This window comes from Nocardioides agri (assembly GCF_013778305.1).
In the GTDB taxonomy this organism is placed as follows: Bacteria; Actinomycetota; Actinomycetes; order Propionibacteriales; family Nocardioidaceae; genus Nocardioides; species Nocardioides agri.
Genome location: NZ_JACEIC010000002.1, coordinates 3,160,184 through 3,176,690, shown reverse-complemented (window position 1 = coordinate 3,176,690; position 16,507 = coordinate 3,160,184). Strand labels below are relative to the sequence as shown.

Here is a 16,507-nt window from a genome sequence, read left to right as displayed (position 1 = left end):
GCCATGACGAACCCGACCCAGACCCCCGCGGGTCGCCCCGCTCCCCTGCCCCGCAAGACGGCGGCCGCCGTCGCAGCCGGCACCCTGACCGTCGTGCTGGGGGCTGCCGGGCTGGCGGCCGCCGACGGCGCCGAGCCGTCCGGCTCGAGCAAGGACGCCTACGCGTCGGTCGCCGAGACCGTGCAGGTCGTCCTCGACGCCGACGGCAAGGTCTCCGCCAGCCGTCTGCTCACCCAGGTCACCGCGTCCGGCGACGGGACCGTCGACCTCGACGTCCCCTCGCCCTCCGGCCTGCGCGACCTGAACGGGTACTCCGCCCCGAGCGTGTCCGACGGTCAAGCCCGCTACCGGCTGAGCCCGGAGGGCGGCGACGTCCAGACGCGCACCGTCGGCGAGTTCGACAAGGACCTGCCGGTGACGGTCGAGGTCGACTACACGCTCGACGGCAAGCCCGTCCAGGCGGACGACATCGTCGGCAGGTCGGGCGTCCTCGTCGCGACGTACCACATCGAGAACACCACCGCGGCCGAGCGCACCGTCACCTACACGGGCGGTGACGGCAAGGAGGTCACCGAGACCATCAAGACCGTCATCCCGCTCGTCGGCACGCTCGCGACGACCCTCCCGGGCCGGTTCACCGAGGTGTCGGCCCCGGACGCCGCGGTCGGCGGCAACGGGCGTGGCGACAACCAGGTCCAGTGGTCCCTGGTCCTCTTCGACCCGGTCGGCGCGCCGACCGCGGACGTCTCCTACACGGCCCACATCACCGACGGTGAGATCCCGGCCACCAAGCTGCAGCTCGCGGTCGTCGCCCCGCAGGACATGGCCACGACGCGGTCGGCCGGGGAGCAGTACGCCGCCGGCGCCGAGACCGGCGCGGCGCTCACCGAGGGCGCGACGCAGATCGACGAGAACCTGCTGAAGCTCAAGGACGGCGCGGGCCAGCTCCTCGCCGGACTCCAGAAGCTCTCCGACGGCGCCTCGCAGCTCTCCGACGGCCTCAACGGCCAGGCGCTGCCGGGTTCGGAGAAGCTCGCCGACGGCGCCGCGGAGCTGTCCGCGGGCCTCAACGAGAAGGCGGTCCCGGGCTCGAAGAAGCTCGCCGACGGAGCCTCGGAGCTGTCGAAGGGCCTCAACCGCAAGGCTCTCCCGGGCTCCGGGCAGCTCGCCGGCGGTGCGTCCAAGCTGCACGAGGGCGCGTCCGACCTCTCGGCCGGCCTCGACACCCTCGCCGGTGGCCTGACCACCCTCAACGGCAAGCTCCCGGGCGCGGTCACCGCGGTCAACAGCCTGACCGCCGGCGCCGACAGGCTCCTCGCGGGCCTCGGCGCCGAGAGCGACGCGGCCAGCCTCATCGGCGGCGCGCACAAGCTGACGCTGGGCCTGGACAACCCCGGCTACAACCCGGCGAACCCGGCGACGTACGGCGCGAAGCAGGGCGTCGACGCCGCGAAGTCCGGCGCCGACCAGGTCAAGGCCGGGCTCGACGACGCACTGAAGACCGGCGGCTCGATCGACCAGCTGGCGGGTGGCGTCGCCGCCCTCAAGGGCTTCTGCTCCGGCCTGCCCGACCCGACTGCGTGCACGGGCACCGCGAACGCAGTCCTGGCCGGCATCACCGGTCCGGACGGCCTGCGCGCCAAGACCACCGCCGCGTCCGGCGGCCTCGCCCAGGTGTCGGGCGGGCTCGGCAACGTCTCGGGTGGCCTGGCCACCGCCGCCGCCGGCGCGGGCACCATCGAAGGCGGGCTCAAGCAGCTCAAGACGGGCGTCTCCAACCCCGCCGCGACCGCGGACACGAGCACGTGGGGGCTCAAGCAGGGCCTCGTCGGCCTGGCCTCCGCGCTGACCGAGGCGGTCACCGGTGTCGGCCAGCTCTCCGCCGGGGCGAACGCCGCCTCTGCGGGCGGCCAGCAGGTCGCCGGCGGTGCCGGCCAGCTCTCCGACGGTGCTGCCGGCCTCCACGACGGCCTCGGCGACGCGGCGAAGGGCTCGGCGCAGCTGGCCGACGGCAGCCAGGCGCTGGCCGACGGCCTGACGCCGGCGGGTGCGGGCGCCGAGCTGCTCGCCGGCGGTGCCGGCGAGCTCGCGAAGGGCCTGGCTCCGGCGGGGGACGGCGCGAGGAGGATCGCGGCCGGCCTCGCGCAGGCCACGCCGGGGGCCGCCCAGATCGAGGACGGCGCCGGCCGGCTCTCGACGGAAGGCACCCAGAAGCTCGTCGAGGCCGGTGAGGAGACCGCGGCCACGTTCGGCAGCAAGTACGGCCAGATCGTCGCGCTGAACGAGCGCGCCGCGGAGAGCCAGCTGGCCTACGGCAACGTCGCCGACGGCGCCGACGAGCAGACCAGCGTGTTCTCCTACGAGCTCGCCGGTGCCAACGCCGAGCCGCAGGACAACCTGCTGCGCGGCATCGTCGCGCTGGGCGCGCTGGTCGCCGGTGCCGCCGTCGCGGCCGCGGCTCGGCGGTTCCGCCGCGCCGCCTGATCCGCCGACGCTCGACAGCGGGCGCCGCCACCTCCGGGGGGCGGCGCCCGCTGCTCGTCCGCGAAGCAGACCTGAGAGGCTGGTCCCCGTGAGCAGCCGGATCCACGTCCTCGCGCTGCTCCGTCGACACGCGGTCGCCGTCGCCGTGGTCGTGACGGTCCTGGCCCGGCTGCCCGCCCTGACCCGGCCGGTCCGCGCCGACGAGGCCGGGTTCCTGCTCGTCGCTGGCGCCTGGGACCCGCAGCCCGGCAGCATGTTCGGCCCCTACTGGGTGGACCGGCCGCCGCTGCTGCTCGCGGTGTACGACGCCGTCGACGCGCTCGGCGGGGTCACCACGCTGCGGGTCCTCGGTGCGCTCGTCGCCGGCCTCGCCGTGCTGCTCGCCGCCGGCGTCGCCGGCACGGTGAGCGGGCCACGCGCGACCACCTGGACCGCGGCGCTGACGGCCGCGCTCCTCTCGAACCCGATGATCGACGTGGTCGCCGTCAAGGGCGAGCTGCTGGCGCTGCCGCTGGTGCTCGGGAGCATGCTGCTGACGCTGCTCGCCGTACGCCGCACGTCCTGGCTGCTGGCGTTCGCCGCGGGCGTCGCCGGCGCCGCCGCCGTCGGGCTCAAGCAGAACATCGCGACCGCCCTGGTCTTCGCCGGGGTGCTGCTGCTGGCGTCCTGGATCACCGGACGCCTGTCGGGTCGCGTGACCGCCGTGCTGCTCGCGGCCGGCCTCGCCGGCGCGGCCGTCCCGGTGCTCGCGACGATCGGGTGGGCGGAGTCCGCCGGCGTCCGGCTCGACACCGTGTGGGACACGGTCTACGGCTTCCGCGCCGCCGCGGCCGGCGTGATCGCGGACGGGAGCGCCAGCGCGCCGGCCCGCCGCGCCCTCCTGCTGCTGGCGATCGCGGCCGCGACCGGGCTGATCGCCGTCCTCGGCGGCCTCGTCGCCCACCTGCGCAGCTCGTGGCGCGTGGACCCGCCGGTGACCGCGGCCGCGCTGGCCGTGGTGATGGTGGACGTCGCGTCCCTGGTCGTCGGCGGCAGCTTCTGGCAGGACTACCTGATCCCCGTCGTGCCCGCCGCCGCGCTCTGCACGGCCCTGCTCGCCGGCCGCGAGGACCGGCCGGGCCGGACGATGCGCCGGGTCGTGCTCGTCGCGGTCGCGTCGGCGTGCGCGGCGATGGTCTTCTGGCTGGCCTGGAACGCCACCGGCCAGCAGGAGTTCGACGAGGTGCGCACCGGCGAGGCGGTCGCCGCGGCGGCGCGTCCCGGGGACACACTGGTCGTCTTCGGCGGGCGGCCCGACCTCCAGCGCACCAGCGGCCTCGGCTCGCCGTACCCCTACCTCTGGAGCCTGCCGATGCGCACCCGCGACCCCGGCTACGCCGACCTGACCGCGCTGCTCGCCGGCCCGGACGCCCCGACCTGGCTGGTCGAGTGGGTCGACCTCGACGCCTGGTCCGATGACGGCGTCGCCGACCTGCGCGCCGTCATCGACGAGCGGTACGCCGTGGCCGGCACGACGTGCAACGGCCAGCCGGTCTACGTGCTCCGCGATGTCGAGCGGCCCGCCGTGCAACCCATCTGCGACTGACCCCGTTTGGGAAGACATGGGACGAGACGCAACGGACGACGCGGAGTTCGCGGAGTTCGCGACCGCCGGCCGGGCCCGGCTGCGCAGCACGGCCTACCTCCTGTGCGGTGACTGGGACCGGGCGTCGGACCACGTCCAGGAGGGGCTGATCCGGACCTACGTGGCCTGGCCGCGGCTGGTCCGCAACGGCGGCGAGCTCGCCTACGCACGCAAGGCGGTCGTGAGCGCGTTCCTCGACGCCAGCCGCAAGCGGTCGAGCACCGAGCGGCCGGCGGCGGAGCATCCGGATCAGGCCTCCGGTGAGGACGTCGCGGCGAGCGTCGTCGACCGCGCCGCCCTGATGGCGGCGCTGGCGCGGCTGCCCGGACGGCAGCGCGCCTGCGTGGTGCTGCGGTACTTCGAGGAGCTCGACGTCCGGGAGACCGCCCACGTCCTGAGGTGCAGCGAGGGCACCGTCAAGAGCCAGACCTCGCGCGCGCTCGCCTCGCTGCGGTCGATGCTCGACGACGCGTCCCACGACGAGCTGGTCGTGGCCGGAAGGGAGAACCTGCCATGGTGACCGAGCTCCAGGAGCTGCTCCGCGACACCGTCGCCTCGCCGCCGCCCGACCATCTCGACGTCGACGCGGTGATCGGAACCGGCCGCCGCCGGGTGCGCCGCCGCCGTACGACGATCGCCGTGGGGGTCGGCGCGGTCGCGGTGACCGCGCTCGTCGCCGGCCTGGTGTCCGGCGGGGTCGGACCCGGTGTCGACGACGGCGCCGTGGCCGACCACGACAAGGAGTCGACCGGGCCGGTCCTCGCGCTCGCCGACGCGCGGCCCGCGGTGGAGGGCCGGGACCTCGAGGTGCTGGCCACGCACACCAACGAGGACCTCGACCGGGGCAACGGGGCGATCTTCGCGGGCGTCACCGACGACGGGCTGGTCGTCTACACCGACGGCCCGCACACCACCCGCAACACCACCCGGGTCGCGCTCCTCGACCCCGCGACCGGCGAGAAGGACTGGCTGCCCGGCGTGCACCAGGTCGAGCACCTCCTCTTCGCCGGCACCGAGCGGCTGGTCTTCCAGACCGCGACGCCCGACGGCGCGATCGGCGCGACCGTCTTCGACCGCGCCACCCGCACCTGGTCGGAGATCACCTGGCCCGGGCTCGACGCCGGCACGACGTCGTCCCGCCCCGGCTACGGAGAGATGGGCGCCGACGACGGCGAGCGCATCTGGGTGACGCTGCCCGAGGACGCCGACTGGCACGTGTTCGACCTCTGGTCCGGCTCGCTCGACGACCCCGCCGACATCCGGCTCGAGCGCAGCGCGGTCGACCCCCGTGCAACACCCGGCCCCCGCTGCGACCTGGCCGGGTCGGGCCAGGTCGCGGAGTACCTCGCCTACGGCCCGGTCTGCGCCGCGTCGTACGGCGACGGCGCGGGCGTGCGGGTCGTGACACCCAGCGGCGACCCGCTGGTCGACATCCGCGGCGAGAGCCTCGCGGTCGTCGACAGCACCGACGCGGGCCTGGTCCTGGACGCGTACGCCGGCGAGACGGCCGGCACCTACGCTTACCTCTTCGGCTCCGGCGCGCTGGTGCGGATCGGCCCCGGCCCCTCGGGCTTCCCGACGGCCGGGCCAATCCCGGGTGACTACCTCATCTGGGACGGCGCGACCAACGACGGGCACGGCGCCACGCAGTGGGTGGGCCGCCTGCTCGACTGACGCCGACTCGGCGCGTTGTGCCCGCCGAAATGCGCCGAGTCGGCGCGTCGTGCCCGGTTGCTGGGCAGGACGCGCCGACTCGGCGGTGGATCAGTGGCCGTGGCCGTGCCCGTGGCCGCGGCCGGCCCCCTCGGGCTCCTCGTCCTCGGGCTTGTCGACGACCAGCGTCTCGGTCGTGAGCAGCATGCCCGCGATCGAGGTGGCGTTGACCAGCGCCGAGCGGGTGACCTTCACCGGGTCGAGGACGCCCTGGGCGACGAGGTCGCCGTACTCCTCGGTCGCGGCGTTGTAGCCGTTGCCCGGGCCGAGCTCGCGGACCTTGGTGGTGACGACGTAGCCGTTCTCGCCACCGTTCTCGGCGATCCAGCGCAGCGGCTCGTCGGCGGACTTGCGCACGATGCGCACGCCGACGGCCTCGTCGCCGGTGAGGCCGAGGTCGTCGTCGAGCACCGACACCGCGTGGATGAGCGCGGAGCCACCGCCGGGGACGATGCCCTCCTCGATCGCGGCGCGCGTCGCGGAGACGGCGTCCTCGATGCGGTGCTTCTTCTCCTTGAGCTCGACCTCGGTGTGCGCGCCGACCTTGATCACGCACACGCCGCCGGCGAGCTTGGCGAGGCGCTCCTGGAGCTTCTCGCGGTCCCAGTCGGAGTCGGTGGACTCGATCTCGGCCTTGATCTGGTTGACGCGGCTCTCGACCTCGGCACTGTCACCGGCACCGTCGACGATCGTGGTGTTGTCCTTGGTCACCACGACGCGGCGGGCCTGGCCGAGCACCTCGAGGCCGACCTGGTCGAGCTTGAGCCCGACCTCGGGCGCGATGACCTGACCGCCGGTCAGGGTCGCGATGTCCTGCATCATCGCCTTGCGGCGGTCGCCGAAGGCCGGGCTCTTCACCGCGACGGCGTTGAAGGTGCCGCGGATCTTGTTGACGACCAGGGTCGAGAGCGCCTCGCCGTCGACGTCCTCGGCGAGGATGAAGAGCGGCTTGCCCGCCTGGATGACCTTCTCGAGCAGCGGGAGCAGCTCCGAGACGGCCGAGATCTTGCCCTGGTGCAGCAGGATGTAGGGGTCGTCGAGGACGGCCTCCATGCGCTCCGGGTCGCTCACGAAGTACGCCGAGATGTAGCCCTTGTCGAACTGCATGCCCTCGGTGAACTCGAGCTCGGTGCCCATGGTGTTGGACTCCTCGACGGTGATGACACCGTCCTTGCCCACCTTGTCGAACGCCTGCGAGAGCAGGTCGCCGATGACGCTGTCGCGGCTGGAGATCGTGGCGACGTTGGCCATGTCCTCGACCGACTCGACCTCGCGCGCCGCCTCCTTCAGGGCGTCGCCGACGGCCTCGGCCGCGGCGTCCATGCCCCGCTTGAGGCCCATCGGGTTGGCGCCGGCGGCGACGGCCCGCAGGCCCTCGTGCACCATCGCCTGCGCCAGCACGGTCGCGGTGGTCGTCCCGTCGCCCGCGATGTCGTTGGTCTTGGTGGCGACCTCCTTGGTGAGCTGCGCACCGAGGTTCTCGAACGGGTCGTCCAGCTCGATCTCACGCGCGACGGTCACGCCGTCGTTGGTGATGGTGGGGGCGCCCCACTTCTTGTCGAGGACGACGTAGCGGCCCTTCGGGCCCAGCGTCACCTTGACGGCGTTGGCGAGCGCGTCGACGCCGCGCTCGAGCGCGCGGCGGGCGTTCTCGTCGAACTCCAGGATCTTCGGCATTTCTCTCCTACCTCAGTGAAACGAGAGCGGGTCGCCCGCCTCAGGCGCAGTCAGAGACAGCGGTGAGGCGGACGACCCGTCAGGAACTTCAGGAAACGACCGCGAGGACGTCGCGCGCGGAGAGGATGAGGTACTCCTCGCCGGCGTACTTGACCTCGGTGCCGCCGTACTTGCTGTAGATGACCTTGTCGCCGACGTTCACGTCGAGCGGGACGCGGTTGCCGTTGTCGTCGATCCGGCCGGGACCGATCGCCAGGACCTCGCCCTCCTGGGGCTTCTCCTTGGCGGTGTCCGGGATGACCAGGCCCGAGGCCGTGGTCTGCTCGGCGTCGAGCGGCTTGACGACGATCCGGTCCTCGAGGGGCTTGATGTTGACCGACACGTGTCGACCTCCACTTTCTGGCACTTCGATGGTGGGTGATGCAACGTCTGGTGCCTGGGATTCGGTACGCCGTCGCGGGGGTCGCACCGGGTCACAGGCGCTGGCACACTCCGAGGGAGAGTGCCAGGTCAGAAACTAGCACTCTCGCCGACTGAGTGCCAGAGGGACCCCGTCCTGACAGGATCATCCGATGGACCTCGACGCGTTCCGGTGGCTGCTGACCGACGACGGGCAGGCGCTGCTCGCGGCGGCCGTCCAGGCCGTCGAGGCCGGCGACGACTCGCTGGCGACCCAGACCCGGCTCCGGCGTACGGCCGAGCCGGCGCACGTCGCGGTCGCGATGACCCAGGCCACGCTGCGGGTGCGCGGCCGCGCGAAGTTCGGCGACCTGGCCGACCGGATGTACTTCACCCCCGACGGGCTGGAGCAGGCGACCCGGCTCAGGGTGGCCGACCACCGCGCCGCCAGGCTGGTCGCGTCCTCGGCGCAGACGGTCGTCGACCTGGGCTGCGGCGTCGGCGGCGACCTGATCGCCGCGTCCCGCGCCGGGCTGGTCTGCGCGGGCGTCGACCTCGACCCGGTGCGGGTGGAGGTCGCCCGCGCCAACCTCGACGCCCTCGGCCTGGCCGGCGCGGTGCAGGTCGCCGACGCGACGGCGATCGACACCTCGCCGTTCGACGTCGCGTACGCCGACCCCGCGCGGCGCGGCGCGCGCGGACGCTCGTTCGACGTCGACGACTGGACCCCGCCGTGGAGCTTCGTCGAGGCGCTGCTGCGACGCGACGCGTGCGTGAAGGTCGCCCCGGGCATCCCCCACGACCTGGTGCCGGCCGGCGTCGAGGCGGAGTGGGTGAGCGACCGGGGCGAGGTGAAGGAGGCCGCGCTGTGGTCGGGCCGCCTCGCCACGACCGCGCGCCGGGCGACGGTCATCGGGGACGGCGGGCTCGCGACGTTGACCGAGGAGGACGACCCGGGCGCCCCGGTCCGCGCGGTCGGCGAGTTCCTCTACGAGCCGGACGGCGCGGTGATCCGCGCCGGACTGGTGACGGCCGTCGCGGCGGGGGTCGACGGCGGGCTGGTGGACGAGCACATCGCCTACGTCACCTCGGACGCGTCGTACCGCACGCCGTTCGCACGCGGCTACCAGGTGCTCGAGGAGCTGCCCTACCGGGAGAAGCAGCTGAAGGCCGCCCTCCGCGAGCGCGGCATCGGGCGGCTGACGATCAAGAAGCGGGGCGTGGACGTGGTGCCGGACCAGCTGCGCAAGCGGCTCGACCTGCGCGGGGACGGGGAGGCGACAGTCGTCCTCACGCGGGCCGGGGGCCACGGGATCGCGCTGCTGGTCCGGCCGTTCTAGGGGCCGCCGAAACCCGCACGGCACGCCGTGCGGGTTCTGGCTGACCGCCCCTCAGGTCACGCGTGCTGCGGGACCGCTCGGGGTGCGGTGCCGGCCTCGGTGACCTTGGCGCGGTGGGCGTGCCACAGGCCGAGGCTGAAGAGGACCAGCAGGACGGCTGCTCCGGCGAAGGAGACGATCGCGGCGATGCCGGCGATGGTGCCGATCGTGGCGAACGCGTAGCCGTAGAGGAGCAGGCCGCGCAGCGTGCTGCCCATGAAGAGCGTCTGCCGCAGGCCGGCGAGCGCCTGGCCCTCTTCCGACGCCTTCTGCTCGTCGGTCATCGCAACATACTGGCCGCTGACCTCGGAGTAGGTCTGCCCGTCACTGGCCTCGTTCATGTGGACGAGGATGTAGTGGTCGGCGTACGCCTTGGCCTCGGCACCGGTGTCCATGGGGCTGCCGGCGTAGGGCTCGAGCGCCTTCGCGTCGGCCTCGGGGAGGGACGCCAGGGCGTCGCCCTCGGGCATCGTGATGTTCTGCTGGCTGAGCTGGTCGACCACCTGGTCGTTGATGAACGTGTTGGCCCAGGTCAGCAGACCGCCGGCGATGAGCAGCACCGCCGCTAGTGCCAGTCCGGTCCAGGAGATGAGCTTGTCGAATGCCGAGCGCATGGTGCGCCTCCCTCTTCCGGCGGGGATCCCTTGTTCGTCCTCGCTCCACCCACAACGTTAGAAATCGCTGAGAACCCTGGGCAGGGCCTGAAGACGGGCCTCAGCGGGACCTAGGTCCCGAGGCGCCGAGCGCGGAAAATGCCGCAGAGGCGGCAGCTCCGGAGAGCTGCCGCCTCTGGCGGTTCGGTACGACGGTCAGGCGGTGACCAGCCCTGAGGGCTTCGCCGCGGCCGGGGCCGAGACGGCCTCCTGGGCCTTCGCCTTCTTGGAGTGCCGCATGCCGAGGGCGACGAGGATGATCATCAGCGTCGCGCCGCCGAAGGCGACCCACGCGGCCATGCCGGCGATGGTGCCGATCGTGGCGAACGCGTAGCCGTAGAGCAGCAGGCCGCGCAGCGTGTTGCCCATGAACATCGACTGGCGCAGGCCGGCCGCGGCCTGGCCCTCCTCGGACGCCTTCTCCTCGTCGGACATCTGGAGGTACTCGCCGCTGACCTCGTTGTAGGTCTTGCCGCCGGACATGGCGTCCATGTGCGCCGCGATGTAGTGGTTCGCGTACGCCTTGGCCTCCGGGCCGGAGTCGAGCTGGCTGCCGGCGAACGGCTTCAGGGCCTCGGCGTCCGCCTTGGGCAGCGACGCGAGCGCCTCGCCCTCGGGCATCGTGATCGCCTGGCTCGAGAGCTGCTCGTGGACCTGGTCGTCAATGAAGTTGTTGGCCCAGGTCAGGAGACCGCCGGCCAGCAGCAGAACGCCTGCCAGGGCAATACCGGTCCAAGAGATGAGCTTGTCGAACGCCGAACGCATGATGCCTCTCGCTTCCCGCGAGGACACCGTTGTCCTCGCACCTTTCAAAGGTAGGGCGAGCGACTTGCGTCCATCAGGGTCCGAAGAGGTGCCCTCGGGGGACCAAAGTCCCCGATCAGCTCAGCCCGGCCCGTTCAGCGGCGATCGTGGTATCCGCGCCGTGCCCGGTGTGCACGACGGTGTCGTCCGGGAGGGCGAGCAGCCGCGCCCGGATCGACTCGCGGATGACGTCCGCGTCGGAGTAGGACCGGCCGGTCGCGCCGGGACCGCCCTGGAAGAGCGTGTCGCCGGTGAAGACGCACCCGAGGTCCGCCGCGTAGAGGCAGACGGCACCCGGGGCGTGACCGGGCGTGTGCAGCACCTCGAGCGTCGTACCCCCGACCTCGATGCGTACGCCGTCGGCGAGGTCGAGGTCCCAGAGGTGGTCGGTGTGGGTCAGGTCCCACAGCGGCTTGTCCGCGGGGTGCAGCATGATCGGCGCGACCACCGCCTCCCGCAGCGCGGGCGCGACGCGCACGTGGTCGTCGTGCGCGTGGGTGCAGACGATCGCCTTGACCGTGCGATCCCCCACGACGGCGAGGATGTCGTCGACGCTGTGCGGCGCGTCGATCACCACGCACTCGGTGTCGTCGCCGACCACCCAGATGTTGTTGTCGACCTCGAAGGTCTCGCCGTCGAGGCTGAACGTGCCGGAGGAGACCGCGTGGTCCACGCGCGTGGCCATCAGAGGATCACCACGCTGCGCAGGACGTCGCCGTGGTGCATCTTCTCGAAGGCTGCCTCGATGTCGCCGATGCCGATCTCCTCGGTGACGAACGCGTCGAGGTCGAGCCGGCCCTGCTGGTAGAGGTCGACGAGCATCGGGAAGTCGCGCGAGGGCAGGCAGTCGCCGTACCAGCTCGACTTCAGCGACCCGCCGCGACCGAACACGTCGATGAGCGGCAGGTCCGGCACCAACATGTCGGGCGTGGGCACACCGACCAGCACGACCGTGCCGGCGAGGTCGCGGGCGTAGAACGCCTGCTTCCAGGTCTCCGGGCGGCCGACGGCCTCGATGACGACGTCGGCCCCGAACCCACCCGTCAGCTCCTGGATCGCGGCCACCGGGTCAGCGCTGCTGGAGTCGACGGTGTGGGTGGCGCCCATCTCCTTGGCCTTCGCGAGCTTCTTGGCGTCGATGTCGACCGCGATGATCGGGCTGGCACCTGCGAGCGCGGAGCCGGCGATCGCGGCCACGCCGACGCCACCGCAGCCGATGACGGCGACGGACCTGCCGCGGGTGACCGCGCCCGTGTTGATCGCGGCGCCGATGCCGGCCATCACCCCGCAGCCGAGCAGGCCGACGGCGGCAGGACGGGCCGCCGGGTCGACCTTCGTGCACTGGCCGGCGGCGACCAGCGTCTTCTCCGCGAAGGCGCCGATCCCGAGGGCCGGCGAGAGCTCGGTGCCGGCGTCGGGGCCCTCGGCGAGCGTCATCCTCTGGGTGGCGTTGTGGGTGGCGAAGCAGTACCACGGCTCACCGCGGTTGCACGCCCGGCAGTCGCCGCAGACCGCGCGCCAGTTGAGGACCACGAAGTCGCCCGGCGCGACGCCGGTGACGTCCGGCCCGACGGCCTCGACCACGCCCGCGGCCTCGTGGCCGAGCAGGAACGGGAAGTCGTCGTTGATGCCGCCCTCGCGGTAGTGCAGGTCGGTGTGGCAGACACCGCAGGCCTGCACCTGCACCAGGGCCTCCCCCGGTCCCGGGTCCGGGACGTTGATGGTCACGAGCTCGACCGGCTGACCCTTCGCACGGGCGACGACGCCCTTCACCTGATGCATGCGCCCAGCCAACCGGATCGGCCGAGAATTGCAACCATGCCGCCCGGGGCCGCGTCTGGGGAGTGTGCAGGCCATCGAGCAGACTGAGCCGGTCATGACCGACCGCGACGCCGAGTTCACGGCGTACCTCCAGGCGCGCCAGGCGCGGCTGCTGCGCACGGCCTACCTGCTCACCGGCGACCAGCACCAGGCCGAGGACCTGCTGCAGACGTCCCTGGCGAAGCTCTACCTCGCCTGGGACCGGGTTCGCGACCGGGAGTCGGTGGACGCCTACGTGCGCCGGATCATGGTCAACGAGAACAGCTCGCGATGGCGGGGCGGCTGGCGGCGGCGGGAGGTGGCGACCGACCGCGTGCCGGACGCCGTACCCGTGCACGACGTGTACGACGAGGGGGTCGGCGCCGAGGTGTGGCGGGTCGTGCAGACCCTGCCGCGCCGGGCTCGGGCGGTGGTCGTGCTGCGCTACTACGAGCAGCTGACGGAGGCCGAGACCGCCGAGGTGCTCGGCATCTCGGTCGGGACCGTGAAGTCCCAGTGCAGCCGGGCGATCGCGCAGCTGCGCACGCGGATCGGGGAGGAGGAGCGATGACCGAGGAGACCTTCGTCCGGGAGCTGGAGCGCCGGGCCGACGACGTGCACGGTGTGCCGCTCACGTTCGAGACGGTGCGCGGCCGCGCCGTACGGATCCGGCGGCGGCGACGCGTCGCCACCGCGGCCGCGGTCGCAGCGGTGGTCGCCGTCGTCGTCGCCCCGTTCGCGCTCACCGGCGGGACCGACCAGTCGGCGCCCGACCCCGCCCCCGCACCGCCGGTCGCACCCGGGACGTCGGTGCTCCACGAACGCGTCCTCACGCTGCCCGACGGCGAGACCATCGACCTGCCGGTCGACAACGCCGACGTGAGCGAGCTCGGCGTCCTCACCGACGGGCGCATCGTGGCGACCCTCACGGACTCCGCCACCATCCGCGTCTTCGGCCCCGACGGCGCCGTCCAGGCGAGCTACCCCTCGGCGTACGCCTCGATCACGATGAGCGCGGCGGACGACGCCGTCGCCTGGGTCGGCGAGGACCTGCGGGTCCAGGTGCTGGCGAGCGGGGTCGCCGAGCCCGTGGTCCTGGACGGCATCCCGATGCCCGGCGAGGCCGCCGGCGTCATCGACGCGGTCCTGGACGCCGATCACCTGCTCGTCGGCGACGGCACCACGACCACGGGCACGCTCACGACGGACGGCTACACGGAGCTCGCCACCCCGGAGCCCTTCCGGGTGGTCGATGTGAGCCCCGACGGTGCGCTGTGGGCGGTGACCACGCTGCCGGACGAGACCCAGCAGTACGGATGTACCGGCCTCTACGACCCCGAGGCGCGGAAGATCGTCACACGCAGCTGCGACGTCTACCCGCTCGGCTTCTCGCCGGACGGCAGGCTGCTGCTGAGCGGCTTCTTCGAGAACAACATGGTGGGCGACGTCAGCATCGTCGACCTCGACCTCGAGCGCGTCGCCACGCTCGACCCCGGCGGCGCCACCACGGCGGTCAGCCGGTTCGGTTGGTCGGACCCCGGTCACGTCCTGGCCGGCCTGGCCAACTGGCAGACCAGCGACTGGACGCTCACGAGGTTCGACGTCGACGGCGGCTCGGAGGCGCTGGCCGGCCGGAGCTCCGGGCTCGACCCGGAGCTCGCCGCCGAGTACGTGATGTCCGAGTAGCCGCCAGGTGTAGACGAAAGTCGGAGGCGGACCGCCGTTCTACGTCTGTAGGGTCAGGCAACGTGTTTGCAGCCCTCGGTCGTCTCACGTCCCGTCATCCCTGGCTCGTCATCGCCTCGTGGGTGGTGCTCGCGGTCGCCGTCGTCTCCTTGGCGCCGGCGCTCGAGACCACGCAGGAGGAGGAGGAGTTCCTCCCCGACCACTACGAGTCGGTGCAGGCCTACCAGATCCAGGAGGAGAACTTCCCCGGCGCCACGACGCCGGCCGCCCTCATCGTCTTCCAGCGTGAGGACGGCGAGCCGCTCACCGAGGACGACCAGTCCACGATCAACGGCATCGCCGAGAAGCTCGGCCCCGAGCTCGGTGACGAGACCTTCGTCCAGCAGGTGGTGACCGTCAGCCCCGACGGCCAGCCCAACGTCTCCGAGGACGGCCAGGTGCAGATCGGCATCGTGGGCCTCGCGGAGGGCGCGACGGGCTACGACCCGCAGGCCTTCGACGACGCGAAGGCCATGCGCGAGGACCTCGCCGACCTGACCGAGGGCACCGACCTCACCGCCCAGACGACCGGCTCCGTGCCACAGGGTCTCGACTCGCAGGAGTCCGGCGACCGCGCCCTCGCGATCGTCGGCATCGCCACCGTCGTCCTGATCGTCGGCCTGCTCGCGATCATCTTCCGGAGCGTCATCATCTGCCTGATGCCGATCGTCGTCGTGACGATCGTGTCGATGATCGCCACCGGCCTCATCGGCTGGGCCAACGACATCTTCGACCTCAAGGCCGACTCGTCGATCGAGACCATCCTCGTGGTCGTGCTCTACGGCATCGGCACCGACTACATCCTCTTCTTCCTCTTCCGCTACCGCGAGCGGCTGCGCAAGGGCGAGGACACCAGGGCCTCCGTCGTCCACGCCCTCGAGCGGGCCGGCGAGGCGATCGCCTCGGCCGGCGGCGCCGTCATCGTGGCGTTCCTGGCGCTGCTGCTCAGCTCGCTGGGCATCTTCAAGGCGATCGGCCCCGCCCTCGCCATCGCGGTCGGCGTCACGCTGCTCGCCGCGCTGACGCTGGTCCCGGCGATCGTGACCGTGCTCGGTCGGGCGCTGTTCTGGCCGTCGAAGAACTGGAAGGTCGAGCCCACGGGTGCCCGCTTCGCGAAGGTCGGCGACGCGCTGGGGCGTCGCCCGGGTGTCTTCGCCGGCGTGTCCGGCGGCATCCTCGCGGTCCTCGCCGTCTTCGCGTTCACCTTCAACCCGTCGTTCGACTTCAACTCGAGCCTGCCCGACGACGTCGAGTCGACCGAGGGTCTGACGACGTTCCAGGCGCACTTCGCCGCCGGCGCGGCCGAGCCGGTGCCGGTCCTGCTGAGGTCCGAGGACGGCCAGATCGACCAGGCCGACCTCGACGCCTTCGGGGCGGCGCTCCAGGAGGCCGACGGCGTCGCCCAGGTCTACCCGGGGCAGCTGTCCGAGGACGGCACGGTGGCGCAGGTCAGCATCGTGCTCGACAGCGACCCGGTCTCCGACGAGGCGCTGAACGACGTGAAGGGGCCGATCCGCGACGCCGCCCATGCGGCCGCTCCGGACGGCACCGAGGCCTTCGTCGGCGGCACGCCAGGCATCTTCGCCGACCTGCAGGCGGCGATGGTCCGAGACTACAAGGTCGTGTTCCCGGTCGCCGCGCTGCTGATCATGCTGATCCTGGCCGTGCTGCTGCGCAGCCTGGTCGCGCCGCTCTACCTGATGGCGGCGGTCGGCCTCAGCTTCGCGGCGACCCTGGGCGCGACGGTCATCGCGTTCCAGTTCGTCGGTGGCGACAGCGGCCTGATCTTCATGCTGCCGATCTACATCTACCTCTTCGTCACCGCACTCGGCACGGACTACAACATCCTGATGATCGCGCGCCTGCGTGAGGAGGCCCGCGAGGGCAGGGAGCCGCGCCCGGCTGCCGCCGAGGCGGTCAAGCACGCGGGCCCGACGATCGCCGCCGCGGGCGTGATCCTGTCCGGCACGTTCGCCTCGCTGATGCTGAGCGGCAACAGCCTGATGATGTCGATGGGCTTCGCGCTCTCCTTCGGCATCTTCATCGCGGCGTTCGTCATGGCGATGTTCCTCACCCCCGGTCTCACCGCGATCATCGGCCACGCCGCCTGGTGGCCCGGCCACCAGGACCGGCAGGCCCCCCAGGAGCTCGCCGACGTGTCTGCCGAGTCTGAGGCTCCGGTCGGCTGACCCAGCGCCTGACACAGCACCCGACACAGCGATAGCCAGCGACGTTCTGGTCGTTCCCGG

The 16,507-nt window shown here is 72.4% G+C and carries 14 protein-coding genes; 8 read left to right on the top strand and 6 right to left on the bottom strand.

Annotation, left to right across the window (positions count from 1 at the left end; translation table 11 throughout):
* The first annotated feature begins 3 nt into the window (after positions 1-3).
* The 4 genes from HZF07_RS19980 (at position 4) to HZF07_RS19965 (ending at position 5,782) form a co-directional block, all read left to right on the top strand.
* Complete coding sequence (locus HZF07_RS19980) at positions 4-2,484, top strand: hypothetical protein (RefSeq protein ID WP_157344020.1); 2,481 nt, start codon at positions 4-6, stop codon at positions 2,482-2,484.
* Between the two features lie 88 nt (positions 2,485-2,572).
* Entirely contained in the window at positions 2,573-4,069 is a 1,497-nt protein-coding gene (locus HZF07_RS19975) for a hypothetical protein (RefSeq protein ID WP_157344018.1), read from the top strand.
* A gap of 16 nt (positions 4,070-4,085) precedes the next feature.
* Positions 4,086-4,628, top strand: a complete 543-nt coding sequence (locus HZF07_RS19970) for a SigE family RNA polymerase sigma factor (protein ID WP_157344016.1) — start codon at positions 4,086-4,088, stop codon at positions 4,626-4,628.
* A complete protein-coding gene (locus HZF07_RS19965) occupies positions 4,622-5,782 on the top strand; it encodes a hypothetical protein (protein WP_157344014.1) in 1,161 nt (386 codons plus the stop codon). The genes HZF07_RS19970 and HZF07_RS19965 overlap by 7 nt, the downstream gene beginning before the upstream one ends.
* A gap of 90 nt (positions 5,783-5,872) precedes the next feature.
* Here HZF07_RS19965 and groL read toward each other — a convergent pair whose 3' ends face one another.
* Positions 5,873-7,498, bottom strand: a complete 1,626-nt coding sequence (gene groL / locus HZF07_RS19960; protein WP_157344012.1) for a chaperonin GroEL — start codon at positions 7,496-7,498, stop codon at positions 5,873-5,875.
* 88 nt (positions 7,499-7,586) lie between these two features.
* Positions 7,587-7,880 carry a co-chaperone GroES gene (gene groES, locus HZF07_RS19955; protein WP_028635613.1) on the bottom strand — a complete coding sequence of 98 codons (294 nt, stop codon included), beginning with the start codon at positions 7,878-7,880 and terminating at the stop codon, positions 7,587-7,589.
* Between the two features lie 190 nt (positions 7,881-8,070).
* Here groES and HZF07_RS19950 point away from each other — a divergent pair, with 190 nt between their 5' ends.
* Positions 8,071-9,237, top strand: coding sequence for a class I SAM-dependent methyltransferase (locus HZF07_RS19950; RefSeq protein ID WP_157344010.1), 1,167 nt, complete (start codon positions 8,071-8,073; stop codon positions 9,235-9,237).
* A gap of 56 nt (positions 9,238-9,293) precedes the next feature.
* Here the strand turns inward: HZF07_RS19950 and HZF07_RS19945 are convergent, their stop codons facing one another.
* The 4 genes from HZF07_RS19945 to HZF07_RS19930 form a co-directional block, all read right to left on the bottom strand.
* Positions 9,294-9,890, bottom strand: coding sequence for a hypothetical protein (locus HZF07_RS19945; protein WP_157344008.1), 597 nt, complete (start codon positions 9,888-9,890; stop codon positions 9,294-9,296).
* Positions 9,891-10,085: 195 nt separating this feature from the next.
* Positions 10,086-10,694, bottom strand: coding sequence for a hypothetical protein (locus HZF07_RS19940; RefSeq protein WP_157344007.1), 609 nt, complete (start codon positions 10,692-10,694; stop codon positions 10,086-10,088).
* Between the two features lie 115 nt (positions 10,695-10,809).
* On the bottom strand, positions 10,810-11,418 hold the full coding sequence (locus HZF07_RS19935; RefSeq protein ID WP_157344005.1) for an MBL fold metallo-hydrolase: 609 nt from the start codon (positions 11,416-11,418) through the stop codon (positions 10,810-10,812).
* Complete coding sequence (locus HZF07_RS19930) at positions 11,418-12,515, bottom strand: S-(hydroxymethyl)mycothiol dehydrogenase (protein WP_157344003.1); 1,098 nt, start codon at positions 12,513-12,515, stop codon at positions 11,418-11,420. Before HZF07_RS19930 ends, HZF07_RS19935 begins: the two co-directional genes overlap by 1 nt.
* A gap of 94 nt (positions 12,516-12,609) precedes the next feature.
* Here HZF07_RS19930 and HZF07_RS19925 point away from each other — a divergent pair, with 94 nt between their 5' ends.
* From HZF07_RS19925 to HZF07_RS19915, 3 genes are all read left to right on the top strand, one after another.
* Complete coding sequence (locus HZF07_RS19925) at positions 12,610-13,104, top strand: SigE family RNA polymerase sigma factor (protein WP_157344001.1); 495 nt, start codon at positions 12,610-12,612, stop codon at positions 13,102-13,104.
* The gene (locus HZF07_RS19920) at positions 13,101-14,219 is read left to right on the top strand and encodes a hypothetical protein (protein ID WP_157343999.1); all 1,119 of its coding nucleotides are present in this window, start codon (positions 13,101-13,103) and stop codon (positions 14,217-14,219) included. Before HZF07_RS19925 ends, HZF07_RS19920 begins: the two co-directional genes overlap by 4 nt.
* A 62-nt stretch (positions 14,220-14,281) precedes the next feature.
* Positions 14,282-16,447, top strand: a complete 2,166-nt coding sequence (locus HZF07_RS19915) for an MMPL family transporter (protein ID WP_181645420.1) — start codon at positions 14,282-14,284, stop codon at positions 16,445-16,447.
* Positions 16,448-16,507 lie beyond the last annotated feature (60 nt).

Excerpts from the sequence above, each read along its gene's own strand:
- HZF07_RS19980 (WP_157344020.1), top strand. The coding sequence starts at position 4 with ATGACGAACCCGACCCAGACCCCCGCGGGTCGCCCCGCTCCCCTGCCC.
- HZF07_RS19970 (WP_157344016.1), top strand. The coding sequence starts at position 4,086 with ATGGGACGAGACGCAACGGACGACGCGGAGTTCGCGGAGTTCGCGACC.
- HZF07_RS19965 (WP_157344014.1), top strand. The coding sequence starts at position 4,622 with ATGGTGACCGAGCTCCAGGAGCTGCTCCGCGACACCGTCGCCTCGCCG.
- groL (WP_157344012.1), bottom strand. The coding sequence starts at position 7,498 with ATGCCGAAGATCCTGGAGTTCGACGAGAACGCCCGCCGCGCGCTCGAG.
- HZF07_RS19950 (WP_157344010.1), top strand. The coding sequence starts at position 8,071 with ATGGACCTCGACGCGTTCCGGTGGCTGCTGACCGACGACGGGCAGGCG.
- HZF07_RS19945 (WP_157344008.1), bottom strand. The coding sequence starts at position 9,890 with ATGCGCTCGGCATTCGACAAGCTCATCTCCTGGACCGGACTGGCACTA.
- HZF07_RS19940 (WP_157344007.1), bottom strand. The coding sequence starts at position 10,694 with ATGCGTTCGGCGTTCGACAAGCTCATCTCTTGGACCGGTATTGCCCTG.
- HZF07_RS19935 (WP_157344005.1), bottom strand. The coding sequence starts at position 11,418 with ATGGCCACGCGCGTGGACCACGCGGTCTCCTCCGGCACGTTCAGCCTC.
- HZF07_RS19930 (WP_157344003.1), bottom strand. The coding sequence starts at position 12,515 with ATGCATCAGGTGAAGGGCGTCGTCGCCCGTGCGAAGGGTCAGCCGGTC.
- HZF07_RS19925 (WP_157344001.1), top strand. The coding sequence starts at position 12,610 with ATGACCGACCGCGACGCCGAGTTCACGGCGTACCTCCAGGCGCGCCAG.
- HZF07_RS19920 (WP_157343999.1), top strand. The coding sequence starts at position 13,101 with ATGACCGAGGAGACCTTCGTCCGGGAGCTGGAGCGCCGGGCCGACGAC.